Below are 22937 nucleotides of genomic sequence, written 5' to 3'. Positions count from 1 at the left end.
ACAAAGTAAAAAGGTAGGTAAAACACTATGAGCATTAAAACATCTGTAATTGGTTTCCCGCGTATCGGTAAGAATCGTGAACTCAAGTTCGCAAGCGAAAAGTTCTTCAAGGGCGAAATCTCCGAAGCAGAACTTCAGAAGGTCGCCGCAGAAATCCGCCAGTATGGTTGGCAGAAGCAGAAGGCCGCAGGTATCGACTTCATCCCGTCCAACGACTTCTCGTTCTACGATAACGTTCTCGACACCGCATTTTTGCTGAACGTCGTGCCGGAACGCTACAAGAGCCTCGAATTGAGCACACTCGAAAAGTATTTCGCAGCCGCTCACGGCTATCAGGGCGCAAAGGGCGACGTGAAGGCACTCCCGATGAAGAAGTGGTTCAATACGAACTATCATTACATTGTTCCGGAAATTGACGATGCTACCGAACTTAAGCTCGTCGGCAAGAAGCCTGTTGAAGAATTCAACGAAGCCAAGGCAGCCGGCATCGAATCCGTCCCGACTCTGATTGGCGCATACACGTTCCTCCGTCTTGCACGTTACAATGGCAACAAGAAGGCCAAGGACTTCGCAGCAGCAGCCGTCAACGCTTACGCAGAACTCGCTGAAAAGCTCGCCGCCGCAGGCGCCAAGTGGATTTCTTTCGCAGAACCGGCACTCGTCTTCGACGTGACTGCAGAAGAACGCGAACTCTTCAAGACGATTTACGCTGAACTCTTGAGAAAGATCGGCGAAAAGAAGAACCTCAAGATTGCATTGCAGACTTACTTCGGCGACATCCGCGATGTTTATCAGGATGTGACCGCACTCGGCTTTGACGCTATCGGTTTGGATTTCGTCGAAGGTCTTCAGTCTCTCGAACTTTTGAAAACAGGCTTCCCGAAGGACACGCTCCTCTTGGCTGGCGTTGTGAACGGCAAGAACATCTGGCGCGCTGATTACGCACAGAAGAACGCAATCCTCGCTGAAATCAAGAAATATGTCGCTGCAGAAAACGTTGTTGTCGGCACTTCTTGCTCTCTCTTGCACGTGCCTTACACGGTCGCCGCAGAACAGAAGCTTTCGGCTGACATTCTCAAGCACTTCGCATTCGCCGAAGAAAAGCTTGTGGAAATTGCAGAACTCGCAAGTGCTGACGCAGACGCACTCGAAAAGAATCGCGCGCTTTTTGCAAGTGCTCGTGTGCAGGCGAACGCCAAGGTGCAGGCTGAACTGGCCGCTCTCACTGCTGCCGATTTCGAACGCAAGCCGAGCCGTCTCGAACGCCGCGAAGTGCAGAAAGCTGAATTCAAGTTGCCGGCCTTCCCGACAACGACAATCGGTTCCTTCCCGCAGACTGCCGAAGTCCGCGCCAACCGCGCCGCATTCCGCAAGGGCGAAATTTCCAAGGAACAGTATGTGGCATTCAACCAGAAGAAGATTGCCGAATGCATCAAGTTGCAAGAAGAAATTGGCCTTGACGTGATTGTCCACGGTGAATTTGAACGTAATGACATGGTGGAATATTTCGGTTCCAAGATCGACGGCTTTGTGTTCACGCAGAACGCCTGGGTGCAGAGCTACGGTACCCGTTGCGTGAAGCCGCCTGTCGTTTGGGGTGACGTGAGCCGCAGCGCTCCGATTACGGTTGAATGGTCCGTTTTCGCACAAAGTTGCACCAAGAAGCCGGTGAAGGGCATGCTTACGGGTCCTGTCACGATTCTCAACTGGTCCTTCCCGCGCGAAGATGTTTCACTCAAGACGCAGGCTCAGGAAATCGGCCTTGCCATCCGTGACGAAGTTTTGGACCTCGAAAAGAACGGCATCAGAATCATCCAGATTGACGAAGCCGCTCTCCGCGAAAAGTTGCCGCTCCGCAAGAGCGACTGGCACAAGGAATACCTTGACTGGGCCATTCCGGCATTCCGCCTGGTTCACGCCAAGGTCAAGCCCGAAACGCAGATCCACACGCACATGTGCTATAGTGAATTCAACGATATCGTCCGCGACATCGACAACATGGATGCCGACGTCATCACGTTCGAAGCCAGCCGTTCTGACCTCAAGCTGCTCGACGCCTTGAACGACGCCAAGTTCGAAACGCAGGTGGGCCCGGGTGTTTACGACATTCACTCTCCGCGTGTACCGTCTGAACAGGAAATCGTTGACGCGCTCCACAAAATCATCGCAAAGGTTCCGCAACAGAATGTGTGGGTGAACCCGGATTGCGGCCTCAAGACTCGTGGCGAAACAGAAACCACAGCAAGCCTCAAGAACCTCGTCGCCGCTGCCAAGAAGCTGCGCGAAGAAAAGTAAAAAGTTACACCTCTGCTGTTGTTGCAAGGCTACAACTATCTTCATTGATAGACAGATTCCAAGTTCGCTCTAGTCTATCGATCAAACCCTTGCAATGACGGTAAACGAATCAATCCCCGTGTGCATAATGCCGCGGGGATTTCCATTTATACACAAATTTCATCAAAAACAATCTCTAACCAAATTCTATCACCACAGCGTTTCTATAGCAAAAATCTATAACAAAGCATAAAAAAGTAGTATATATAATAGGTCTTGCGACCACCCCACCCCATTGCTATCTTTGTGCCGCATTTGAAAGAAGCATCAAAAAACAAATGCAAGAAATAATGGATCCTATCGCCTTCGGCTTCAGGATGACGAAAGCGAAGCGACAAGCGAAAGAGACAACAGGAGGCGTAATATGGATAAACGCACAGGACTTTTTGCAAATGGAATTATATGGTTTGGCGTCGCCATCTCCGTTTCCGAAATCGAAGCGGGTATAGAAATTGGCGCTGCCGCCGCAAGGGATTCGCTTTGGCTCCCGCTTGTGCTCGGGCACATTTTTGGCGGCATCCTGCTCTTTTTCGTGGGCCTCATCGGAGCGCGCGTCCGCTTGAACGCCATGGAAACGACCAAATCCTCATTCGGCAAATACGGCTCCAAGTTCTTCGCTGCGTTGAACACGTTCCAGTTGCTAGCCTGGGTCGCCGTCTTGAACGCGCAAGGAGCTTCGGCTTTGGCAGGGCTCAACTTGCCGATATCCTTCCCCTTGACTTGCGTGATTCTCGCCGCACTTATCGCCGCATGGGTCTATGTGGGCATCCGCCGTTCCGCCAACGTGACAACAGTCGTGATGGCAGCCCTCACCGTTCTGCTCGCGATTCTTTCTGTGAAGTTGTTCGGACTCGGCAGCGGTTCAAGTGCAGCCGCTAATGTTGCAAGCGCCGCTGGGAACGCAGCGACCGCTACCGCGCTCAAGTTCTGGAACATTTTCGAAATTTCAATCGCCATGCCGATTTCTTGGCTACCCGTCATTTCTGACTACACGAAGGATGCCGAAAAACCAGTAAAGGCAACGGCAATTTCTGCCATCGCCTACACGTTTGCAAGCCTCTGGATGTACATTATCGGTATCGAAATTTCGGGCATTGGCGCAGGCAACAACATCGCGCAAGCCATTCTCCTTGCAGGCCTCGGCATTCCGGGCATCATCATCGTGGTACTTTCGACAGTGACAACAAACTTCCTCGCCGCCAATTCCGCAGGTGAATCTTCCAAGGCTATTTACAGTAAAATAAATCCGAAAATTGCAGGTGTCGTCGTGAGTTTCTTGAGCGCTGCTCTCGCCATTTCAGGAATCATGGAACATTACATCAGCTTCCTCTACCTGATCGCCTCCGTATTCGCCCCGATGGCTGCCGTACTTCTCGTTTCATTCTACTTCTCGAAGGAACGCACCGAATCGCTCGGCGCTTGGCTCTGGAACATTTTCGCCTGGCTCGCCGGTTTTATCGCCTACCAGGTCGCAGAACATTTCGATTCCGTTTTTCTCGGCCCCACGCTCCTTGCAGTCATCGTTTCGGCAGCATTTGCATCCGTGCGCGTACTGTCGGAAAAGAAAGATTTTTAACTTTTAGTTCGCCATGTCTCAAAAGAAAATCGCGTTAATTAATGATGTTACAGGATTTGGTCGGTGCTCCATCGCTGTCATGGCACCGATTGTTTCTGCCATGAAAATTCAAGCGGTAACAATACCAACCGCTGTTCTTTCGGCGCACACGCAGTTCCCCGAATACTACTTTGACGATTACACGTCAAAAATGCGCGATTACATTCAAACCTACAAAGATTTGAATTTATCATTCGACGCCATTGCTTCCGGGTTCCTTGGTTCCGAAGAACAGGTTGACATCGTCATCGATTTCTTCAAGACATTCAAGAAAAACGGATCGTTTACCTTGGTGGACCCCGTGATGGGCGACTACGGCAAGCTCTACGAGACCTACACGCCGAATTTGTGCGAGAAGATGAAGGCGCTTGTCCACTACGCCGACATCTTGACGCCGAACTTGACAGAACTTTGCACGTTGACCGATACAGAATACCGCGCCGAAGGATTCACCGACGCCGAGCTTAGCGAAATGTGCCGCAAGCTCACGGAACAAGGCCCAGAACACATCGTGGTGACCGGCATTCCGTACAACAGCAAGCAAATCATGAACTACGTCTACAGCAAAGGCGAAGAACCGCGAATCGTGATGGTGGACCGCATCGGCGGCGACCGCAGCGGAACCGGAGACGTCATCAGTTCAATCATCGCGGGCATGTACATGAACGGCCACGATTTTTACGAATCGGTCAAAAAGGCCGCTGAATTTGTAACAAAATGCATCCGCTACTGCGAAGACAATAACGTTCCCACGCATTGGGGACTGTGCTTCGAGATGTACCTTCGTGACTTGATGGAGGATTAAATGGTTGTTTATACTGTAACTGGAAATGTCGGGGAAGCCGGTTATTTGGACATTGCAAACAGCGGCGACATCACTGGCAAGAATATTTACGTGAACATGACAAACCGCTGCCCGTGCAGTTGCGTTTTTTGCTTGCGCCAGACAAAGAAAATGATGGAAGGCAACTCGCTCTGGCTCAAGGGCGGCGAACCGAGCGTCGATGGTGTCATGAGCATTTTCGACAAGTACGACCTCTCCGTCATCAACGAACTCGTCTTTTGCGGCTACGGCGAACCGCTCGAACGCCTCCACGACGTGTGCAAAGTCATCGACTTGCTGCACGGCAAATACCCGAAATTAAAGGTCCGCCTCAACACGAACGGACTTGCAAACCTGATCCACGGCAGAGACGTAACGCCTGAACTCGAAGGCCGCTTCAACACCGTTTCCATCTCGATGAACGCCCCGGACGCCGAAGAATTCCTGGAACTCACGCGTTCGAGATTTGGAATCCAATCCTTCGATGCGCTGAAAGAATTCGCAGTGCTTGCAAAAGAACATGTGCCAAACGTGGTGATGACCGTCGTCGAGAAAGTGATGCCCGAAGAAAAAATCGAGCGTTGCCGCAAGATTTGCGAAGAGCTCGGTGTAACGCTGAGAGTAAGGCCCTTCGAAAGCTAAGGAATAAAGCTAAGAAATGCTGCCGCCGACAAAATCGGCGGCATTTCTTTTTGCAACAATTACCTTACCCTTTAATCTTCTGCAAAATACCCTTCACCCATTCAGGTTTAGTAAAGAATACCGCAATGGCAATCACGGTTGAAGTATGGAAAAGCGTATGGGCAACAAGCGAGGCCGCCATATAAGGGTCTAATCCAGAGATGCGGATAAAATTGAATAAATTAAACAAAATATGAATAAGGATCATCAAAGACCCAGCCACCAAAACCGGCACATTCTTTTTCACAAGCGCAAATACACCGACCGCTAAATTAACAACACCGAAGAAAGCAAGTTGAAAAAGGGGAGATTGTGTACAAACGAAATAAACCAAGCTGTTCAACCCGCTTACAATAAAAAAGATGGCGCAAAGACGGAACAAGCCCAAATTAAAATCTTCATTCGCAACAGCCTCGCTTTCATCTCGCTTTTTCGAAGTTACAAAGAACGCCGCCACAGCAACAACAACATTTATGTTAAAAATCAAGCTAATGAAGCTCTGGGCAAGATTCACTTCTCGCATTTCATTCCCCAACAAACCGCTTATAGGATTCATAGCGAATGCACACAGCACAACCCAGATAAGGAACAGCACCGCCAATATTTTTAGCGCCTTCACGCTCTTTTTGACAAGCGCAAATATCCCTAGCGCAAGTAAAGCGACAACAGCTAAAACACCGAGCAGTACAAGCAAGCCAACTCCCGAGGCAATCAACAGTCCGACCGTCGCAAGCAAATCTTCAAACGACGAATTCGTAAGTGCACTCCACAAAGAACTGAAAAATCCACCGTGCCCAGCCATAAAGGACATATTGAAGACAAAGTTCAATACATTCACAATGTACACGATAGCGCAAACCCTAAGCAAAGCCAGGTTTCCGTTAAATTGAATTTTTTCTCCTTCGCTCATTTGACCCCTCTATTTTTGAATTAAATATTTTTCCAGTTCCGGGAAAGCGTCGGAAGTAAAATACATCCAATGTCCCTTAGCCATCAACCAACCTGCCCATCCCTTTTTAACATTCTTCGCTCTTGATATTTTAAAAGTTTCCTGTTTTATCGTAATGCTATTGCCAAGCAAATAGGTAATCCGGACAAGTTCATTTTCAAGGAATTCAACTTTCTGCGGGGCCAGATTGAGGGCAACAAAGCAAAAATAAAGCGAAAACAATTCCTTGAAAACCCACATAAAATTTATGGTATCATACGCACCAGAACGCACCATGACAACAAGGGAATACACAAATCCAAAGGCACCAAAAAGGAATAAAACCATGGATCCCCAAGTTATACTTTTGCTTTTCGCTTCATAGACTTTATTTTCAGTCATTTGATTACCTCGTTCTAAAAATACAAAAAACGGCCCGGATTTTATTCCGAGTCGTTTTTGAAATGTTACTGGATCCTTCGCGGTCTATGACCACTCAGGATGACGTCTGCGACGTCACTTCACGAAGGCGGCGTAGATGGCCTTGATAGCCTTTTCAGTATCGGCTTCGTCAACACCGGTGATGATGTTGATCTGGGAAGAACCCTGGTCGATAATGCGGACGTTCACCTTGTTTTCTGCGAGAGCCGTAAAGAGCTTTGCAGCAACACCGATCTTGTTCGTCATGCCGTGACCCACGGTAGCGATAAGAGCGATGCCCGGGAAAATCTTGATACGGTCCGGACGCATCTGCTGCGTGATATCTTCGAGGACAACGTCCTGCACGGCATCAAGAGCCTTGGAATCCACAACAATGCTCATGGAGTCAATAGCGCTCGGGCAGAGTTCGTAGGAGAGTCCTTCGCTTTCAAGTACAGCGAGCACGCGGCGGCCAAAGCCAACTTCCTTGTTCATCATGGACTTTTCGATGTAGATCATCGAGAAGCCCTTGCGGCCTGCAACACCCGTGATCGGGAGCTTTGCGCTTTCCGGAGTCGGGCCAATGATGGTGCCGGCGTCTTCCGGGCGGTTCGTGTTGCGGATGTTGATAGGAATCTTCTTGGCGCGGCACGGAGCGATGGATTCGTCGTGGAGCACGCTTGCACCGGAGTAAGCGAGTTCACGGATCTCGCGGTAGCTCACGTATTCGATCGGGAGCGGGCTTTCGACGATGCGCGGGTCAGCCATGAGCATGCCCGAAACGTCGGTCCAGTTTTCGTACTTGGCAGCGTCAATGCCGTTCGCGAGGATGGCGCCAGTGATGTCGGAACCGCCACGGCTGAAGGTCTTCACTTCGCCACGGAGATTAGAGCCATAGAAGCCCGGCAAGACGTACAACTGATTTTCGTCGCCGAGAGCCTTTGCAATTTCTTCGTAGGTCTTCGGAGCGATGCGGTACTTGTCATCGAAAGTGATGAGCGGGTAGCTATCGACGAAGTTTGCACCGAGATACTTTGCCATGAGGCGTGCGCAGAGGAATTCGCCACGGCTCACGAGGAAGTCCGTGCTCACGGATTCCGGATGGTTCTTGAGCTTGTCTTCGAGACTGTCGAGGTCTTCGGTAAGCTTGTCTTCAAGACCGAGGTCCTTGCAGATTTCATCATAACGCTGGCGGATGAGGTTCCACGGCGTGGAGAAATCGAGGCCCTTGGAGGCGAGATCATAGGTGCTGTAGAGGAGGTCGGTCAGTTTGGTTTCTTTCGGGTTACGCTTACCCGGAGCAGAAACGACGATGACTTTGCGGTTCTTGTCGCTTTCGACAATAGCCTTGATTTTTTTGAACTGACCTGCGTCGGCGACAGAGGAGCCGCCGAACTTACATACGATTCTAGACATGTTTTTCCTTTGGGCCGCTGACCTCTCAGCTTCAAGCTTGACCGCTTTCCTCGCGATCATACCCCGTTCGGGATATTGCCCAAGCTTACCCATCGAGCCAGCCACTTGGTTTTTATGCAATGTAGCAGCGGCACTTTACCGCCGCGCGCGAAAAATTAGAAAATGGCTAAAGCAATGTCAATGGTACACAATCGATAGATTAATAAAAATTTACGGGCCAAAACAGCGAGAAAAAGCGTGTTTATATAACGGAGGGTCTATGAAGAAACACGAAAAACTGATGCTTATCGCCGCGAAATCAAACATACCCGTGCTGCTACAGGGGGAATCGGGAGTCGGCAAGGAAATCGCCGCCAGATTCATACACGAGCACAGCCCGCGAAACAACGGGCCATTCATCGCGCTCAATTGCGGCGCCATCGCAAAAAATCTAGCTGAGAGCCTCCTGGAAGGCGCCAAAAAGGGATCTTTCACCGGAGCATCCTGCGACCAGCAAGGCATCGTACGCGCGGCCAATGGAGGTACGCTCTTTCTGGACGAAATCGGAGAAATGCCATTCGACCTGCAAAGCAAACTTTTGCGCATCCTGCAAGAACATTCCGTCCTTCCACTGGGCGCAACCCAAAGCGAACCTGTCGACTTTCGGCTTGTCTGCGCGACAAATCGCAACCTGCAAAATGAAATCCAGGACGGGCATTTCCGCAAGGACTTGTTCTTCAGGCTGAACGGATTTCCCATCGTAATACCGCCACTCCGCACACGGGAAGATTTTGACGACATCGTAAAAGACGTATGGAACGAAATTACAGAAAAGACTTACGCCGAACGGTTTTCTCTACGCCAAAGGGATTTCAATACTTTGTCCAAATTTAACTGGCCCGGAAACATCCGCCAGCTGAAAAACGTCCTCCAACGTTACGCACTCTTGATGCAGCACGACATTTCGCTCGAAGAAATTTTATCCGAGGAATTTTCCCAGAAAGGAGCAAGCGACATCAGCGAACAGTACACATACAATGCAATACATATTCCAGCCCCCAATTGGTCATTTATCCAAAAAGCCCTGACCGAAAACGAAGGCAACAAAAGCAAAGCCGCCAAGTCACTAAATATCAGTCGAGGCAGTTTATATTACCAGATAAAAAAGCACGAATTCCGCGAATGGATCTCGGGCGAAAAAATGAATCGTCCGATTGAGGCTTGAACTTACCGAACTAGAACTTTACGCCGATAGCAATGTAATGATTGCCGCCCTCAAATGCCGGACGCGGGCTGTAAGCGTAGTCAAACACGACCCTGCCAAAGGAGACACCGAGACCGCCACTGATAGCATCTTCGGTATCCGGGCGGAATGCATAGCCCATGCGGAACGAAAGCATGTCGAAATAGACCACTTCGCCACCAATCAAAAGTTGCGCCTTTGTATCGGCACGGCGATACGCGTCTACAGACAAGTGCACCATCCAGCGATCGAGAATCGGGATGAATCCCGTCACGCCCGCCTGGAGCGCAAGCGGAGCAGCCTCTTTCTCGGATTCATACTTGCTTGCAAAGCCGAGATTCGTGAAGTTTGCACCGAATGATAAATACTGATTCACGCGGAAAGAACCGCCGGCATCCACCGAGAACAAGAAACCCGTCTCGTCATCAATCGTCTGCGTGGCAAAACGCGCCGAGGCTGCCCAATTGAAAATCTTGGAACGGCTGCCGAAACCCGCCAAAAGCGACCAGGCATAAGAGCCGTATTCCGAAGTCTTGAGGCCATTCTCGTCACGGCCTTCAATGTTATCGTAACCCAAAAAGTCAACAGCAAAACCAACCGTGTACTTGTCGCCAACCGGGAGGCCATAGTATGCCGAGACAAAGTTGTCGGCACCGCCCTTGCCAAAAATCATCTGGCTGAGTCCAAATTCCGCATCGTCTGCAACGCTCATCGCAAGCGGATTGCGCGAAACTTCGGACACGCGACCGGGATCAGCAACGCCTGCACCCGAGAGCGCAGCCGTACGCGGCGAGACCTGCATCGAAAGGAACTTCATCGTCACACCGCCCGGGTCCAAATGCCAATACTCCCCTGCAAACGCGAGGGAACCAACAGTCAGTGCAAACGAAAGAAACTTTTTGAACATACGATTTATAAGATACTAAAAAAAGACGAGAGAGTAGAGACGAGAGACGAGAGATTTTCAAACAATATACGCGCAAAGCGCCACTATCACCTTTCGTCTCTCGCCTTACGCATTTGTCGTCTACTTCCGCCAGCCTTCCATGATCTTGAGGCATTCGGCGAGGAGTTCTGCACTGCGTTCCTTGCCTTCCGTTTCCACGTAGCAGCGGAATTCCGGAGCGTTACCGCTCGGGCGCAAGTGGATAATGTCGCCGGAATCAAATTCCATGCGATAGCCATCGACCTCGTTCAAGGAGACCATCTTGCCCTGGAACGTCTTGTCCTTTGCAAACTTCGAGGGCTTTGCAGCAAGAGCGCCGAACAGCTTTTCGCCGAGATTCTTTTCGCGGATTTCAGCGAGCTTCGCCTTCGACTTTTCGGTCGGAAATTCTTTGAGGCGGTCGCTCACGGTAAAGCGCTTGGGCAACTTGCGCAGCAAATCTACAACGCACATGCGTTCCTTGCGGACCATCACCATCACGGCAATCATCGGGAGGAGCGCATCACGTGTCGGGAGTGCCTTAAGCGTACGGCCATCGAGCGTCAAATCCGTCTCGAGCAAGAATCCACCATTCGCTTCGTAACCTGCAACCGTGAGGCTCTTGTCATTTGCATCGACCAGGCTTTCCATGCCGGCAATCACATACGGGCTTCCAATGCGGGTGCGGCAAATCTTTTCGAAACTGCCGGACTTTTCGAGCGAAGTGTTGCAGCTCACCGGAGTTGCAATGCGCTTAATGCCAAGAGACTGCGCTGCCAAAATGCCAAGCACGTCGCCGCGAAGCCACATGCCCACGTCATCAGCCAAAAGCGGGCGGTCCGAATCGCCATCCGTGCTAAACACGGCGTCCACATAATCCTTGTGCGTAAATTCACGGGCAAGTTCTTCATCTTCCTTGCGAATGGCTTCCGTATCGACCGGCACAAAAACATCGCTACGGCCAAACGGCTTGACCGTCGCACCAAGGCTTTCGAGAACCTTCACCACGATGTCGCGACCCACAGCGGAGTGCTGGTAAACGCCAATCGTGAGTCCGTGCAAAGCATCGCTACCGAAAAAGTCCGGGTAACGCTTGCAGTAATTTGCTTCGGCTTCCGCTTCGACCGCCGGGAGTTCCGGTGCAGCCTTCAGCATGCCCTTGTCGTCAAAAAGTGCTTCGTCAAAATCCACCGACTGCGACACGATTCCCTGTTCGTCGGCCTTCGTGATTTCGCCATTCGGGTGGTTGAACTTGATACCGTTACGGTCTGCCGGGATGTGGCTACCCGTCACCATGATGGTCGGCAAATGCTTGTCGATGCCGTACATCGCAATCGCCGGGCTCGGGATACGGCCGCAGTAAATGACCTTCCAGTTTGCATCGGCGCCAGCCTGCACGAGCGACTTCAAAATGCGTTCCGTACTCGGACGCAAGTCACCCGCAATCGCAATCGTGCGTTCGCACTTGTAAGACGCTTCGCAGTACTTGATAAAGGAACGTGCATACACATAGCACACACGGTCGGTCATAGCGCTCACGAGACCGCGGGCACCGCTCGTACCAAACGCTACCCCGGACTGTTTCATCACATCTTGCATTGCAACGGACATATTAAACCTCTAATAAGTAGGCGGTAGGAAGTAGACAGTAAAAAAGTCTCTAAAGCCGCCAATTGTTTTACAGAAAATAAGATAGAAAAAGCTGGGAGAAGCCTAGAGGCGTTCTTCGCATAATTGCATGACTTAGCGTTTTACCCAGGGGGGGATTAAATCAACTTGCGGTCCTTGAGATCGTCCATGATCCAGCTGGGCATCCACTTTTCAAGCTTTTTATATTCAGCGTCCTTGAGTTTATTACGTTGTTCACTAGCCTTGGTTTCATTGCCTGCATCATGGTAAATGCGGATAAGGTTCAATACCGAGCACCAGTAGCGTATGGATTTTCCGGTGCGAGCGAGATAATCGGCGGCACTTTTCTCGTAGGCAACGGCGGCTTCGTCATAGCGTTTGAGTCTATAGAGCATGTCCGCCTTGATTTGGAACATAATCGGATGATTCGGGGCCTTTTTAAGCCCGAGTTCAGCAAGTTCCAACCCCTTTTGAAAATCCTTGCGATCGAAGTATATCCAAATGAGCGGTGTCAAGAACAGCGGCCAAAAACGTTTCGACTTGAGAGATGCTTCACCTAGCATTTGAAGATATGTTTCGCGGTTATCCGATTTAAACGGAAGCCAAACTAAGCTGTTGTCTATAAAGTAAGCATAAACAGCATAAAATGCTTTCGCCTCCAGATCCGGGGATTCCTTGAACATCTTCGCGGCCGAACGCGTTTGCAACGCGCCCTTGATGGCATGACCAGTTTCCAGAAGGATATACCCGATTTCATAATTGCGGAGAGCGTCCCAAAGCCCTTCGGTCTTACAAGATTCCAGATTCTTAGCAGCCGCTTTTATCGAGGCCGTATCGCCCTTGTCATCGTACAGGCTTACACGAATGATGCCTTGAAAAAGGCAACCCACACCATCGTTTTCAAGGCGGAGCTTACGCGCCAAATTGAACGCTTCGACATAGTCGAGTTCCATCGTCTTTTGCGTAATCTGTTCGGCAAGTGCATTTTGCGATGGAGAAAGTGCAAAAGAAAGACCATCGGCAAAAGCTAGGCTGCACACCAAAAAACAAAATGTGATTATTCTCGAGAACATTGATTCCAATTTAGAAACTTTTGATGTAGCGAACCACACACATGATTCAACGCCATTTTCTATATTCCCCGTCATGGATAGAGCACGCCGTCGCAAATTTGGACAGAACTTTCTCGATGTTGAAACCGCCACCGCCATCGCAGGCGACTTGCCCGCCGGTGCTGGCGAATACGTTCTTGAAATTGGGCCGGGTCACGGCGCTCTTACGGAGCACTTGCTCAATCGCGGGCTGGAACTCACCGCTGTTGAAATCGACGAGCAATGCGTTGATGTCCTAAAAGAAAAATTCAAGGACTACAAAAACTTCAACATTGTCAACATAGACTTTTTGAAGTTTGACTTGCAGGCATTTCTGGACGCACACGCAAAGCCTTGGGTCACCGGCAACTTGCCATACAACGTAAGTACAGCCATTATCGCAGGGCTTATGCCGCGTTTGCACTTGACCAAGGGATTCATGGGAATGGTGCAGCTCGAAGTCGCCGAGCGCATTTGCGCAGAACCCTGCTCCAGCAATTACGGGAGCCTTTCCGTGCTCGTTTCTGCTTTTGCGAACACGCAGATTTTGCGCAAGATCGGACCGGAACATTTTACGCCAAAGCCAAACGTCGATAGCGCCACGATGCTTTTGACACCGCGCGAAGACGCCATTCAGGCGCCCGACGGATTCTTCGACTTTGTCCGTACCGCATTCACGCAAAAGCGAAAGACGCTCGCAAATTCCTTCGGACGTAATTACGACAAGAAGAAAATCCAGGCGACGATTGAACTTTTGGATTGGCCTACGACCATCCGCGCCGAAGAACTCAGCCCCGAGCAGTTCCTGAATTTCTACAAAGCGTTTAAAGGCGTCAACTAGTCATTTGTCATTCCCGCCTCCGAGCGGGAATCCCCTTATCCCATGATCATCAAAATTCTCATTGACAACATCAGCGGTTCCGAAAAGCAATTAAAGGGTGAATGGGGACTTTGCGTCTACACCGAATTCAACGGCAAGCGCATTTTGCTCGACACGGGAGCTTCTGCGCAGTTCGCCAAGAATGCCGCACTCATGAGCATCGACATTTCAAAAATCGATGCAGGCGTCTTGAGCCATGCGCATTACGACCACGCCGACGGCATGCAGGAATTCTTCAACAAGAATAACCACGCCAAATTCTACTTGCGTAACGCCGCCCGCGAAAACTGCTACCACACGCACAAATTCTTAAAGTTTTTCACGTATCAAGAATACATCGGCATCCGCAAAGGAACGCTCAAAAAGAACGCCAACCGCATCGTATTCGTCAACGGCGACTGCGAGATTTTCCCGGGAGTCACCCTCGTCGGTCACAAGACTCCGAATCTCGACGAAATTGGCAAGCGCGCCCACATGAGCGTCAAGGAAAACGGCAAGTACCGCCCCGACAGTTTCGACCACGAACAAAGTCTAGTCTTCGATACGCCCAAGGGACTCTTCATCATGAACAGCTGTAGCCACGGCGGCGCAGACAACATCATTAAAGAAATCGAAGCGACATTCCCCGGCAAACAGATTTACGCCATTCTTGGCGGCTTCCACCTTTTCCGCACGCCCGATGATCGCGTGAAAGCATTCGCGGAACGCCTCCGCGAATTGAACGTTCAAAAAATCTACACAGGGCATTGCACCGGAGGGCGCGCCTACGAGATTTTGCACAACGTTCTCGGCGACAAAGTCGAACAAATGCACACCGGCATGGAAATTGAAGTATAGTCTCGGAAACTGCGAAAACAGATTGATTATTCCAGGAAAAGGCTAATTCATTCTTTTATTTATTCTAATTTATCATTTAATATAGATTGTCTTTCAACAAGGTATTATAAATGAAAAATCTTTTCGCAGTTTTATTAGTCCTCTGCACCGCCACTCTTTCCTTTGCACAGGCCCCAAAACACACGCTAACCATGGATAGAGGCTTTTTTACAACCGATTATACCATTGACGGTCAAGAAGTCAATAGCGATATTTTCGAAAGAGAACTTGCCAATGTTCCAGAAGCCATCAGCAAATGGAACACAGGAAATACGATGAGATATATTTCGTGGGGAGTGGCATTCGGTGGTGGATTCCTATTAGGCTATGGAATTGCAGAAGGTTCCGGCTATCAAGCACCCAACAGCTATAAAATGAAAATACTTGCTGGTGGAGTAATCATCGTTGCCGCATTAATCGTCGAACGCATCGGCAACTCTAAAAAAGATAAAGCGGTGGAGATTTACAACAATTACAAGGGTGACATCTTAGGCAACGGCTCATTCAGCATGGGAATCGTCCCAACCGAGCAAGGCGGCATCGCCCTCGCTTTCAATTTCTAAAAAGAAAAGCCCCTTGCGGGGCCTACGAGATTTTGCACGATGTGCTCGGCGACAAAGTCGAACAAATGCACACCGGCATGGAAATTGAAGTATAAATTAGTACACTCTGTCATTCCCGCGAAAGCGGGAATCTCCCTTTCAACAACAAAACGGTGATGCCCGCACAGCGGCGGGCATGACAGCGTAGATTATACAGGATCGTTCACCGGCTTGCTGTAATCGCGTTCGCCAAAGAGCGCCGTCCCCACGCGAATCATCGTAGAGCCTTCTTCGATGGCGACTTCCAAATCAAGCGTCATGCCCATCGAAAGCTGATCGAACTTTGCAAAGGCGCCACCTTTCGCAAGGAACTTGTCGCGCAATCCACGCAAGAACGCAAAGCATTCGCGACTGTCTTCAGGAACACCCGTATTCTTGCCTATCGTCATGAGGCCGCGGAAACGCAAATGCGGGAAGTTTTCGCTCTTGCCATCCACTGCGGCACCCGCTTTTGCCGCAAGATCGTTCAAGAAAGCTTCGGCCTCGTGAACGTCCAAGCCGCTCTTCGTTTCTTCTTCGCCCGCGTTCACCTGGAATAAAATGTCGAGAATTTTTCCCTGACCATTTGCAGCTGCCGCACAGACCTTTTCAAGCTTTTCCACCGCTTCAATGCTTGCAATGGAATGGATGCAGTCGGCCACAAGCGCCGCCTTCTTGAGCTTGTTACTTTGCACAGGGCCAATCACATGGCAACGTACACGGCTTCCGTCCTTTGCCGTACGCGGTTCAGAGAACTTGAGTTCCGCTTCTTGTACACGGTTCTCGCCAAAGTCCGTCGCACCTAAAGCAATCGCATTTTCCACAGCTTCTGCCGGGTGGAACTTGCTCACCCACACAAGCTTAACCGATTCACGGCTGCGGCCCGCAATCTTGCAAGCCTCGCCAATCCTTGCTTCGAGAGCTGCAAGGTGCTCGCGCATTTCATCAAGTGTGAATTCCATAATTTTAGTAGACAGTAGGAAGTTGGAAGTAGACAGTGATTAGTGATTATGTTTTTCAGTTAAAAGATAATAAATCCTTTTCGGCCTAATATTAAAAAATTTATTCGCCAGTTAATATACTACTCTTCTCAAAAAGATTTTATAAATTACAAAGTACCAGTATCAACATACTGGATTTTGCTATATCCTTTCTTATATCTTTTCCTAAATCCTTTGCTATATCGTTTGCTAGATGAATCGACACTCCGATTCAATTTAATCAACTATATAATCTAAAGGATATGAAAATATATCTAGACAACTGCTGCTACAACCGGCCTTATGACGACCAAAGCCATTTGACCATTTCCATTGAAGCACAAGCTAAAATGCAAATACAATCTCTTGCAAAAGCACAAAAATTGCAATTGGCTTCATCATTTATTCTTGATTACGAAAATTCTTGTAATCCGTACACAGACAGAAAATCTGCTATAACAAAATTTTTGAATGATAATGTTTTCGATTATGTAGGAAGCGACAAATCAGATGTAATCGCCATAAATGCCAAGAAAATCATGACAACAGGGGTAAAAATGAAAGACGCTTGTCACATTGCCTGTGCAGAATTAATGAATTGTGATTATCTTTTAAGTACGGACAAGCGGATGCTTAAATATAAAAGTAATTCAATAAAATTGATCAACCCCATAGAGTTCCTTAATCTAATAAGCGGAGGTGCTGAAAATGATAACTGAAATCACTCCACCAGCAACAATCGAATTGCTTTCCAGAGGAATGGAATGCCTCATCCGTGAACTTGGGGTCGTTGACACTGAGTATTTTATAGCAGCGGTCCAAAGAGAACGATTTGACTATACCAAATGGCAACGTGAACATTTCGACAAAATGGATCTGCAAACCTTTGTTGACAAGGCTTCTGCCTACGCCAAAGAAAAAGGGAAATAGCAAAAAGGCCCGCGCACATCACTGTGGCGGGCACTTTTAATTACGCTTTCTTCGCGGTTTTCGCCGCCTTCGGCATTTTGAACAAAATCTTCACGATTTCATCAATGTGCTTGTGCGGGTAAATCTTGAGGCCCTTCTTTGCCGGTTCCGGGAGTTCAGCCACGTCCTTCTTGTTGCCTTCCGGCAAGTGGAGCGTCTTCACACCAGCAGCAAGTGCTGCAAGCGCCTTTTCGTTCAAGCCGCCAATCGGGAGGCAGGCGCCCGTAAGGCTCACTTCACCCGTAAACGCGATATCCGGTGAAATCGGCTGCTTCGTAAATGCACTCAAGAGGCAGAGCGTCAGCGCGATACCTGCAGAAGGTCCATCCTTCGGCACGGCACCTTCCGGCACGTGAATATGGATATCCGTCTTACGCACAATCGCGGGGTCAATGCCAAAGCGCTGCAAGCGTTCACGAACAAGCGAAACGGCAATCTGCGCCGATTCCTTCATCACGTCGCCAAGCTTACCCGTCAAAATCAGCTGGCCCTTGCCGCTCAAGAGCATGCATTCAATAGGCAAAATTTCGCCACCGACACTTGTCCAGGCAAGGCCCGTCACAACACCCGGGCGGCCCGGTTCCGGCAGCTGGTTGTCCAAGAATCTCGGAGCACCGAGGTAATCCTGAAGCACCTTCGCCGTCACTTCCGGCTTGATCTTCTTGCCCATCACAATGTCTTTTGCACGATGGCGCACAGCACTTTCAAGCACGCGTTCGAGTTCACGAACGCCCGCTTCGCGAGTCCAGCCGCGCATCACAGCGTTAATCATCTCGTCGCTAAAGCTCACCTGTTCGCCAAGCTTCACGCCCGTGCGTTCACAAATGCGCGGGAGCAAGTACTTGCCCGCAATCTGCAACTTCTCATGCGGATAGTAGCCCGGCAGACGCACCACTTCCATACGGTCGCGCAGAGCTTCCGGGATTTCGCCTTCGCTGTTTGCCGTCGCAATAAAGAGCACACGGGAGAGGTCGAGACCCACTTCCATGAAGTGGTCAGTAAAGTCGTGATTCTGTTCCGGGTCCAAAACTTCAAGCATGGCGCTTGCAGGGTCGCCTCTAAAATCGCTTGCCATCTTGTCGATTTCATCAAGCAAAATCACCGGGTTCATGCACTTTGCACGGCGCAAAGCGTGAATGAATCGGCCAGGCATCGCACCAATGTAAGTGCGGCGGTGACCACGGATTTCAGCTTCGTCACGTACGCCACCAAGCGTAATGCGGACAAAGTTACGTTGCATCGCTGTTGCAATCGATTCCACGAGAGTCGTCTTGCCAACGCCCGGAGGACCCACAAGGCAAAGGATCGGAGCACGACGTTCCGTACCGGTAAGCTTCAGCACGGCCACGTATTCCATGATGCGTTCCTTGACCTTGTCGAGGCCAAAGTGCTTGGAATCGAGTTCCGCCTTCACCTTCTTCATGTTCAAAACGGTATCAGTGTAAACGCCATACGGGAGCGAGAGGAACCAGTCCACGTAATTGCGGCTCACCGCGTATTCCGGGGAAGTCGGCTGCATCATGCGCATGCGCCCGATTTCTTCTTCGAGCTTTTCTTCAATCGCCTGGCTAAACTTCTTGGCCTTGATTTTCTTGAGCAACTGGTCCGGTTCTGATGCACCGCCATTTTCGCCATCCAGCTCATCCTGCAACTGGCGAATCTGCTCCGAGATAAACCATTCCTTCTGCTGCTGGGCCATCTTCTGGCGTACATTCTGCTGAACGCGAATCATCACGTTCTCGTTTTCCTGCGCAACCTGCATCAGGCTGATCAAACGTTCCGCAAGAGCATCAATCGTTTCGAGTTCCAAAAGCGCCTGCTTCTCGGAAAGCGAAATCGAGAGGAACGGGATCATCCCGTAAAACGCGTTGATGTGGCTATCCATCGTAAAGAGCGCTTCGACCATGCCATCAGCAATGTTCCTGTGCATGGCATATTCGCGGAACATGTTCAGCACGTCTTCAAACTTTTCGCTCTTGTCTTCGGCCTTGATAAAATGTTCCCTCGGCGAAACCATCACCTGCAAAAATCCGTCACGCAAGGCAATCGAACGAAGAACCACTATGGAATCGCCTTCCAGCACGACCTTCACGCAGCCATTCGGGAACGGCGTCACATTCGCCACGCGGGCAACCACGCCCACCGAGTAAAGGTCGAGCATCGGGTTGTCGAGCGTTTCCTGTTCCACGTTCTTCTGTGCAACCAGGATAATTTCGTTGTTATGATTCTCGGCAAATTCCAGGGCGCGGAGCGACATCTCGCGGCCCACCAAAATGCGTCTAGTCGTCAGCGGAAATACAACAGCGTCCCTCAGAGGGAGCAACGGGTACGTTTTATTAAAGTCAAAAGCCATATACTACAAAGATAGTATTTTGAAAGGTGAGGGAACAAAAAAGCAGTCACCGTTTTTCGGCAACTGCTAAAATTTGCGGCACAAGCAGCAACTAAGACTTTTTCTTGTTATGCTTGAGGCCTTCCTTCACCATTTCGACGGTCACGGTGAACTTCTTTTCGCCAGAGCCAGGCATCTTGAACATCGCCTGCTGCAGCACACGTTCCATCACGGAACGGAGGCCACGAGCACCCGTCTTGCGGGTCATTGTCTCGCGGACGATTTCCTTGAGGGCTTCGTCTTCGAATTCGAGCTTGATGTTGTCCATTGCAAACAAGCTCTTGTACTGTTTCACGAGAGCGTTCTTCGGTTTCGTCAAGATGTTGAGGAGAGCCGTCTCGTCGAGTTCTTCGAGCGCAACGGCAATCGGCAAACGACCGACAATTTCCGGGATAAGGCCGAACTTGATCAAGTCTTCCGGTTCGAGCTGCTTGAAGAGTTCGCTCAAGCTGTTTTCGCTTGCCGTGTGGATATCGGCACCAAAGCCCATGCCACCCTGGTTCACGCGCTGGGAAATAATCTTGTCCAAGGTTTCAAAGGCGCCACCGCAAATGAACAGGATGTTTCTCGTGTTCACCTGCACAAGCGGCTGTTCCGGATGCTTACGGCCACCCTTCGGAGGCACGGACGCAACCGTACCTTCCAAAAGCTTCAAGAGGCCCTGCTGCACACCTTCACCGCTCACGTCACGCGTGATGGAGGGGTTAGCGGTCTTACGAGCAATCTTGTCGATTTCATCGATAAAGATAATGCCGCGTTCAGCTTTGGCCACATCATAATCGGCAGCCTGCAACAAGCGCACGATAATGCTATCGACGTCTTCGCCCACGTAACCTGCTTCGGTCAAGACCGTCGCATCGGCGATCGTGAACGGCACGTCCAAAAAGCGGGCCATCGTCTGCGCCAAGAGCGTCTTACCCGAACCAGTCGGGCCGACCAAGAGCAAGTTCGACTTTTCGACATCGACATCGTCCTTGGACTTGTGCGTCTGCTTGTAACGCAAGCGTTTATAATGGTTGTAAACCGCCACAGAGAGCGCCATCTTTGCACGGTCCTGTCCAATGACAAAATCGTCCAGGTGCGCCTTGATTTCGGTCGGGAGCGGGAGCGGCTTCGAAGAAATTTCCTTCGCTTCCTGTTCCTGTTTCGTACGAGCCAAGTCTTCTTCAAGAATGCGGCTGCACATGCGTATGCAATCACTGCAAATATACGCACCGGCACCGGTGATCATCTTTTCGACTTGTTCTGCCGGCTTTCCGCAAAAACTGCAACTTACAGCCGGGTGGTTCTTGCCACTACGATACATTAAATACCCTCTTTACGCGGCACAAAAATTTCATCGATGACGCCAAAGGCCTTTGCTTCTTCCGGGCTCATGTAAAAGTCGCGGTCCGTCTTCTCGCGGACTTCTTCGACCGGCTTTCCGGTATGCTTCGCGACAATTTCGGTAAGGGTATCCTTCGTGCGGATAATTTCCTTGGCGGTAATCTGAATATCTGTAGATTGTCCAGTAGCAGCACCCGACGGCTGGTGCAACATGATGCGGGAATGCGGGAGCGCATAGCGCTTGCCCTTCGTCCCTGCAGCAAGGAGCACGGCGGCCATCGAAGCACAACTACCAATGCAGATCGTAGCGATATTCGGGCGTACGTGCTGCATGGTATCATAAATGGCAAGCCCTGCCGACACGTAACCACCCGGGCTGTTGATATACAGCGTGATATCCTTTTCCGGATTCTCGTATTCAAGGAAAATCAGCTGGGCCATGACGTTGTTCGCCACTTCGTCGTTAATCGGAGTGCCCAAAAAAATGATACGTTCCTTGAGGAGTCTGGAATAGATATCGTAAGCGCGTTCGCCGCGCCCGGTAGTTTCAATGACGGTAGGGATGATCATTTATTCCTCTTATTACTTTGTTTCTTCTGCAGCCGGGCGGATACCGACGATGAAGTCAGCAGCCATCTGGAAGCGAAGTTCGTCGCGCAGCTGGTTGATGCGGCCAGACTGGCGGAAGTGGTTCTTCAAGTTTTCGAATTCCACGTGGTAAGCGTTAGCCATCTGCTGGAGGCGTTCATCAACGGCAGCCTGAGTCGGCTTGATCTTTTCCTTCGTGGCAACGAATTCGAGGATGCGGTGCTTCTTGATTTCGCGGGTTGCTTCGCCGGAGAGTTCGTTTATCTGTTCTTCGGTCGGTTCGACAACGTCCTTTTCGCTCTGGGCATTGCGGTTCAAGGTCCACTTGATGAGGTCGTAGATACGAGCCTTCGGCACTTCGAACGGGTTAGCTTCGATGAGCTTGTCGATAGCTTCGTTGATGGACTTGTTCTTGGCAGCGTCCTTCTTCTGAGCAGCGAGGCTTTCGGCGAGGTTGTTTCTCAAGTCAGCTTCGTCCTTCACGCCAATCTGCTTGCAGAATTCTTCGTCCAAAGTCGGCGGAACGATTTCGCGAACGTCCTTGATTTCGACGTTGAACTGAGCGGTCTTGCCGCGGTAGCGTTCGTCCTTGTGGTCATCCGGATACTTGAAGTTGATTTCCTTCTTGTCGCCGGCCTTAGAACCCATGAGGCCTTCATCGAATCCAGGACTTGCGGATTCGCCGAGGAGGGAGCGGAATTCCTTGTTTTCCGGGAGTTCCTGCTTTTCACCATCAATAACAACTTCGATATAGTCGCCAACGACAACGTCGCCCTTCTTGGCTTCGCGGTCAACGTGTTCGTCCTTGCTCCACATCTGCATGAGGCGGTCGAATTCGGCCTGAACTTCTTCTTCGTGGACGGCGGTAGCCGGAACGGTGATGCCCGTGTCAGCGTAGCCCTTGATATCGATTTCCGGATCAACTTCGACTTCGACCTTCAGTGTGATGTCGTTCTTTTCGTCATCGTTGAATTCCTTCACAACCATCTTGCCAACCGGAATGATGTTAGCCTTCTTAAGAGAATCCTGAACAATCGTGTTCACGACTTCATCAACCGCTTCGTGACGGATGGAGGGTCCAAACTGCTTCAGGATCATGGACTTCGGAACTTGACCCTGGCGGAAGCCCTTCAAGGCGACCTGCTTCTTGTACTGGGAAAGCTTCTTTTCGAACGGTGCCTTGAGATCACCCTGCGGGATCGAAATTTCAAGGGTGCGCACGGTGGCGCTTGTTTCTTTGATTTCAGCGGACATATTTACT

21 protein-coding genes are annotated in these 22937 nt (G+C 50.3%); 10 read left to right on the top strand and 11 right to left on the bottom strand.

The window, feature by feature from the left end:
* The first annotated feature begins 27 nt into the window (after positions 1-27).
* From metE to B7990_RS13700, 4 genes are all read left to right on the top strand, one after another.
* Entirely contained in the window at positions 28-2295 is a 2268-nt protein-coding gene (gene metE / locus B7990_RS13715) for a 5-methyltetrahydropteroyltriglutamate--homocysteine S-methyltransferase (protein WP_173468505.1), read from the top strand.
* Positions 2296-2698: 403 nt separating this feature from the next.
* Positions 2699-3910, top strand: coding sequence for a cytosine permease (locus tag B7990_RS13710; protein WP_088641445.1), 1212 nt, complete (start codon positions 2699-2701; stop codon positions 3908-3910).
* Between the two features lie 13 nt (positions 3911-3923).
* Positions 3924-4754, top strand: a complete 831-nt coding sequence (locus tag B7990_RS13705; protein ID WP_088641444.1) for a pyridoxamine kinase — start codon at positions 3924-3926, stop codon at positions 4752-4754.
* Positions 4755-5414 carry a TatD family nuclease-associated radical SAM protein gene (locus tag B7990_RS13700; RefSeq protein ID WP_088641443.1) on the top strand — a complete coding sequence of 220 codons (660 nt, stop codon included), beginning with the start codon at positions 4755-4757 and terminating at the stop codon, positions 5412-5414.
* A 64-nt stretch (positions 5415-5478) separates the two neighbouring features.
* Here the strand turns inward: B7990_RS13700 and B7990_RS13695 are convergent, their stop codons facing one another.
* The 3 genes from B7990_RS13695 to B7990_RS13685 all read right to left on the bottom strand — a co-directional run bounded on the left by B7990_RS13695 (position 5479) and on the right by B7990_RS13685 (position 8217).
* Positions 5479-6363, bottom strand: a complete 885-nt coding sequence (locus B7990_RS13695; RefSeq protein WP_088641442.1) for a hypothetical protein — start codon at positions 6361-6363, stop codon at positions 5479-5481.
* A 9-nt stretch (positions 6364-6372) separates the two neighbouring features.
* On the bottom strand, positions 6373-6783 hold the full coding sequence (locus B7990_RS13690) for a hypothetical protein (protein WP_088641441.1): 411 nt from the start codon (positions 6781-6783) through the stop codon (positions 6373-6375).
* Positions 6784-6897: 114 nt separating this feature from the next.
* Positions 6898-8217: an aspartate kinase gene (locus B7990_RS13685; RefSeq protein WP_088630034.1), complete on the bottom strand. Its 1320-nt coding sequence runs from the start codon at positions 8215-8217 to the stop codon at positions 6898-6900.
* Between the two features lie 259 nt (positions 8218-8476).
* On the opposite strand from B7990_RS13685, the gene B7990_RS13680 reads away from it, so the two are divergent.
* On the top strand, positions 8477-9421 hold the full coding sequence (locus tag B7990_RS13680) for a sigma 54-interacting transcriptional regulator (protein WP_088641495.1): 945 nt from the start codon (positions 8477-8479) through the stop codon (positions 9419-9421).
* Between the two features lie 10 nt (positions 9422-9431).
* On the opposite strand, the gene B7990_RS13675 is transcribed toward B7990_RS13680, so the two are convergent.
* From B7990_RS13675 to B7990_RS13665, 3 genes are all read right to left on the bottom strand, one after another.
* Positions 9432-10346 (bottom strand): PorV/PorQ family protein, encoded by a 915-nt coding sequence (locus tag B7990_RS13675; protein WP_088641440.1) that lies wholly within the window; start codon positions 10344-10346, stop codon positions 9432-9434.
* Between the two features lie 120 nt (positions 10347-10466).
* Positions 10467-11975 (bottom strand): phosphomannomutase, encoded by a 1509-nt coding sequence (locus tag B7990_RS13670; RefSeq protein ID WP_088641439.1) that lies wholly within the window; start codon positions 11973-11975, stop codon positions 10467-10469.
* Positions 11976-12130: 155 nt separating this feature from the next.
* Positions 12131-13066 carry a M48 family metallopeptidase gene (locus B7990_RS13665; RefSeq protein WP_254917542.1) on the bottom strand — a complete coding sequence of 312 codons (936 nt, stop codon included), beginning with the start codon at positions 13064-13066 and terminating at the stop codon, positions 12131-12133.
* 73 nt (positions 13067-13139) lie between these two features.
* On the opposite strand from B7990_RS13665, the gene rsmA reads away from it, so the two are divergent.
* From rsmA to B7990_RS13650, 3 genes are all read left to right on the top strand, one after another.
* Positions 13140-13925, top strand: a complete 786-nt coding sequence (gene rsmA, locus B7990_RS13660) for a 16S rRNA (adenine(1518)-N(6)/adenine(1519)-N(6))-dimethyltransferase RsmA (RefSeq protein WP_088641438.1) — start codon at positions 13140-13142, stop codon at positions 13923-13925.
* Between the two features lie 42 nt (positions 13926-13967).
* Complete coding sequence (locus B7990_RS13655; RefSeq protein ID WP_088641437.1) at positions 13968-14801, top strand: MBL fold metallo-hydrolase; 834 nt, start codon at positions 13968-13970, stop codon at positions 14799-14801.
* 110 nt (positions 14802-14911) lie between these two features.
* Positions 14912-15403, top strand: coding sequence for a hypothetical protein (locus tag B7990_RS13650; protein WP_088641436.1), 492 nt, complete (start codon positions 14912-14914; stop codon positions 15401-15403).
* Between the two features lie 188 nt (positions 15404-15591).
* Here B7990_RS13650 and B7990_RS13645 read toward each other — a convergent pair whose 3' ends face one another.
* A complete protein-coding gene (locus B7990_RS13645; protein WP_088641435.1) occupies positions 15592-16383 on the bottom strand; it encodes a YggS family pyridoxal phosphate-dependent enzyme in 792 nt (263 codons plus the stop codon).
* Between the two features lie 281 nt (positions 16384-16664).
* Here B7990_RS13645 and B7990_RS13640 point away from each other — a divergent pair, with 281 nt between their 5' ends.
* Positions 16665-17120 carry a type II toxin-antitoxin system VapC family toxin gene (locus B7990_RS13640; RefSeq protein WP_088641434.1) on the top strand — a complete coding sequence of 152 codons (456 nt, stop codon included), beginning with the start codon at positions 16665-16667 and terminating at the stop codon, positions 17118-17120.
* Positions 17110-17331 (top strand): hypothetical protein, encoded by a 222-nt coding sequence (locus B7990_RS13635; protein WP_073442676.1) that lies wholly within the window; start codon positions 17110-17112, stop codon positions 17329-17331. Before B7990_RS13640 ends, B7990_RS13635 begins: the two co-directional genes overlap by 11 nt.
* Before the next feature lie 40 nt (positions 17332-17371).
* Here the strand turns inward: B7990_RS13635 and lon are convergent, their stop codons facing one another.
* From lon to tig, 4 genes are all read right to left on the bottom strand, one after another.
* Positions 17372-19723, bottom strand: coding sequence for an endopeptidase La (gene lon, locus B7990_RS13630; protein ID WP_088641433.1), 2352 nt, complete (start codon positions 19721-19723; stop codon positions 17372-17374).
* A gap of 91 nt (positions 19724-19814) precedes the next feature.
* Entirely contained in the window at positions 19815-21068 is a 1254-nt protein-coding gene (gene clpX / locus B7990_RS13625; protein ID WP_088641432.1) for an ATP-dependent Clp protease ATP-binding subunit ClpX, read from the bottom strand.
* A complete protein-coding gene (locus B7990_RS13620; RefSeq protein WP_088630022.1) occupies positions 21068-21658 on the bottom strand; it encodes an ATP-dependent Clp protease proteolytic subunit in 591 nt (196 codons plus the stop codon). Before B7990_RS13620 ends, clpX begins: the two co-directional genes overlap by 1 nt.
* 12 nt (positions 21659-21670) lie before the next feature.
* Positions 21671-22930: a trigger factor gene (gene tig / locus B7990_RS13615; protein ID WP_088641431.1), complete on the bottom strand. Its 1260-nt coding sequence runs from the start codon at positions 22928-22930 to the stop codon at positions 21671-21673.
* Positions 22931-22937 lie beyond the last annotated feature (7 nt).

Origin of the sequence: Fibrobacter sp. UWB4, from assembly GCF_002210345.1 — a bacterium.
GTDB lineage: Bacteria > Fibrobacterota > Fibrobacteria > Fibrobacterales > Fibrobacteraceae > Fibrobacter.
The sequence above is the reverse complement of the archived record's forward strand: the minus strand, read 5'-3'. Positions and strand labels throughout refer to the sequence as shown.

Coding starts and splice junctions, on each gene's coding strand:
- metE (WP_173468505.1), top strand. CDS start 28: ATGAGCATTAAAACATCTGTAATTGGTTTCCCGCGTATCGGTAAGAAT.
- B7990_RS13710 (WP_088641445.1), top strand. CDS start 2,699: ATGGATAAACGCACAGGACTTTTTGCAAATGGAATTATATGGTTTGGC.
- B7990_RS13705 (WP_088641444.1), top strand. CDS start 3,924: ATGTCTCAAAAGAAAATCGCGTTAATTAATGATGTTACAGGATTTGGT.
- B7990_RS13700 (WP_088641443.1), top strand. CDS start 4,755: ATGGTTGTTTATACTGTAACTGGAAATGTCGGGGAAGCCGGTTATTTG.
- B7990_RS13695 (WP_088641442.1), bottom strand. CDS start 6,363: ATGAGCGAAGGAGAAAAAATTCAATTTAACGGAAACCTGGCTTTGCTT.
- B7990_RS13690 (WP_088641441.1), bottom strand. CDS start 6,783: ATGACTGAAAATAAAGTCTATGAAGCGAAAAGCAAAAGTATAACTTGG.
- B7990_RS13685 (WP_088630034.1), bottom strand. CDS start 8,217: ATGTCTAGAATCGTATGTAAGTTCGGCGGCTCCTCTGTCGCCGACGCA.
- B7990_RS13680 (WP_088641495.1), top strand. CDS start 8,477: ATGAAGAAACACGAAAAACTGATGCTTATCGCCGCGAAATCAAACATA.
- B7990_RS13675 (WP_088641440.1), bottom strand. CDS start 10,346: ATGTTCAAAAAGTTTCTTTCGTTTGCACTGACTGTTGGTTCCCTCGCG.
- B7990_RS13670 (WP_088641439.1), bottom strand. CDS start 11,975: ATGTCCGTTGCAATGCAAGATGTGATGAAACAGTCCGGGGTAGCGTTT.
- B7990_RS13665 (WP_254917542.1), bottom strand. CDS start 13,066: ATGTTCTCGAGAATAATCACATTTTGTTTTTTGGTGTGCAGCCTAGCT.
- rsmA (WP_088641438.1), top strand. CDS start 13,140: ATGGATAGAGCACGCCGTCGCAAATTTGGACAGAACTTTCTCGATGTT.
- B7990_RS13655 (WP_088641437.1), top strand. CDS start 13,968: ATGATCATCAAAATTCTCATTGACAACATCAGCGGTTCCGAAAAGCAA.
- B7990_RS13650 (WP_088641436.1), top strand. CDS start 14,912: ATGAAAAATCTTTTCGCAGTTTTATTAGTCCTCTGCACCGCCACTCTT.
- B7990_RS13645 (WP_088641435.1), bottom strand. CDS start 16,383: ATGGAATTCACACTTGATGAAATGCGCGAGCACCTTGCAGCTCTCGAA.
- B7990_RS13640 (WP_088641434.1), top strand. CDS start 16,665: ATGAAAATATATCTAGACAACTGCTGCTACAACCGGCCTTATGACGAC.
- B7990_RS13635 (WP_073442676.1), top strand. CDS start 17,110: ATGATAACTGAAATCACTCCACCAGCAACAATCGAATTGCTTTCCAGA.
- lon (WP_088641433.1), bottom strand. CDS start 19,723: ATGGCTTTTGACTTTAATAAAACGTACCCGTTGCTCCCTCTGAGGGAC.
- clpX (WP_088641432.1), bottom strand. CDS start 21,068: ATGTATCGTAGTGGCAAGAACCACCCGGCTGTAAGTTGCAGTTTTTGC.
- B7990_RS13620 (WP_088630022.1), bottom strand. CDS start 21,658: ATGATCATCCCTACCGTCATTGAAACTACCGGGCGCGGCGAACGCGCT.
- tig (WP_088641431.1), bottom strand. CDS start 22,930: ATGTCCGCTGAAATCAAAGAAACAAGCGCCACCGTGCGCACCCTTGAA.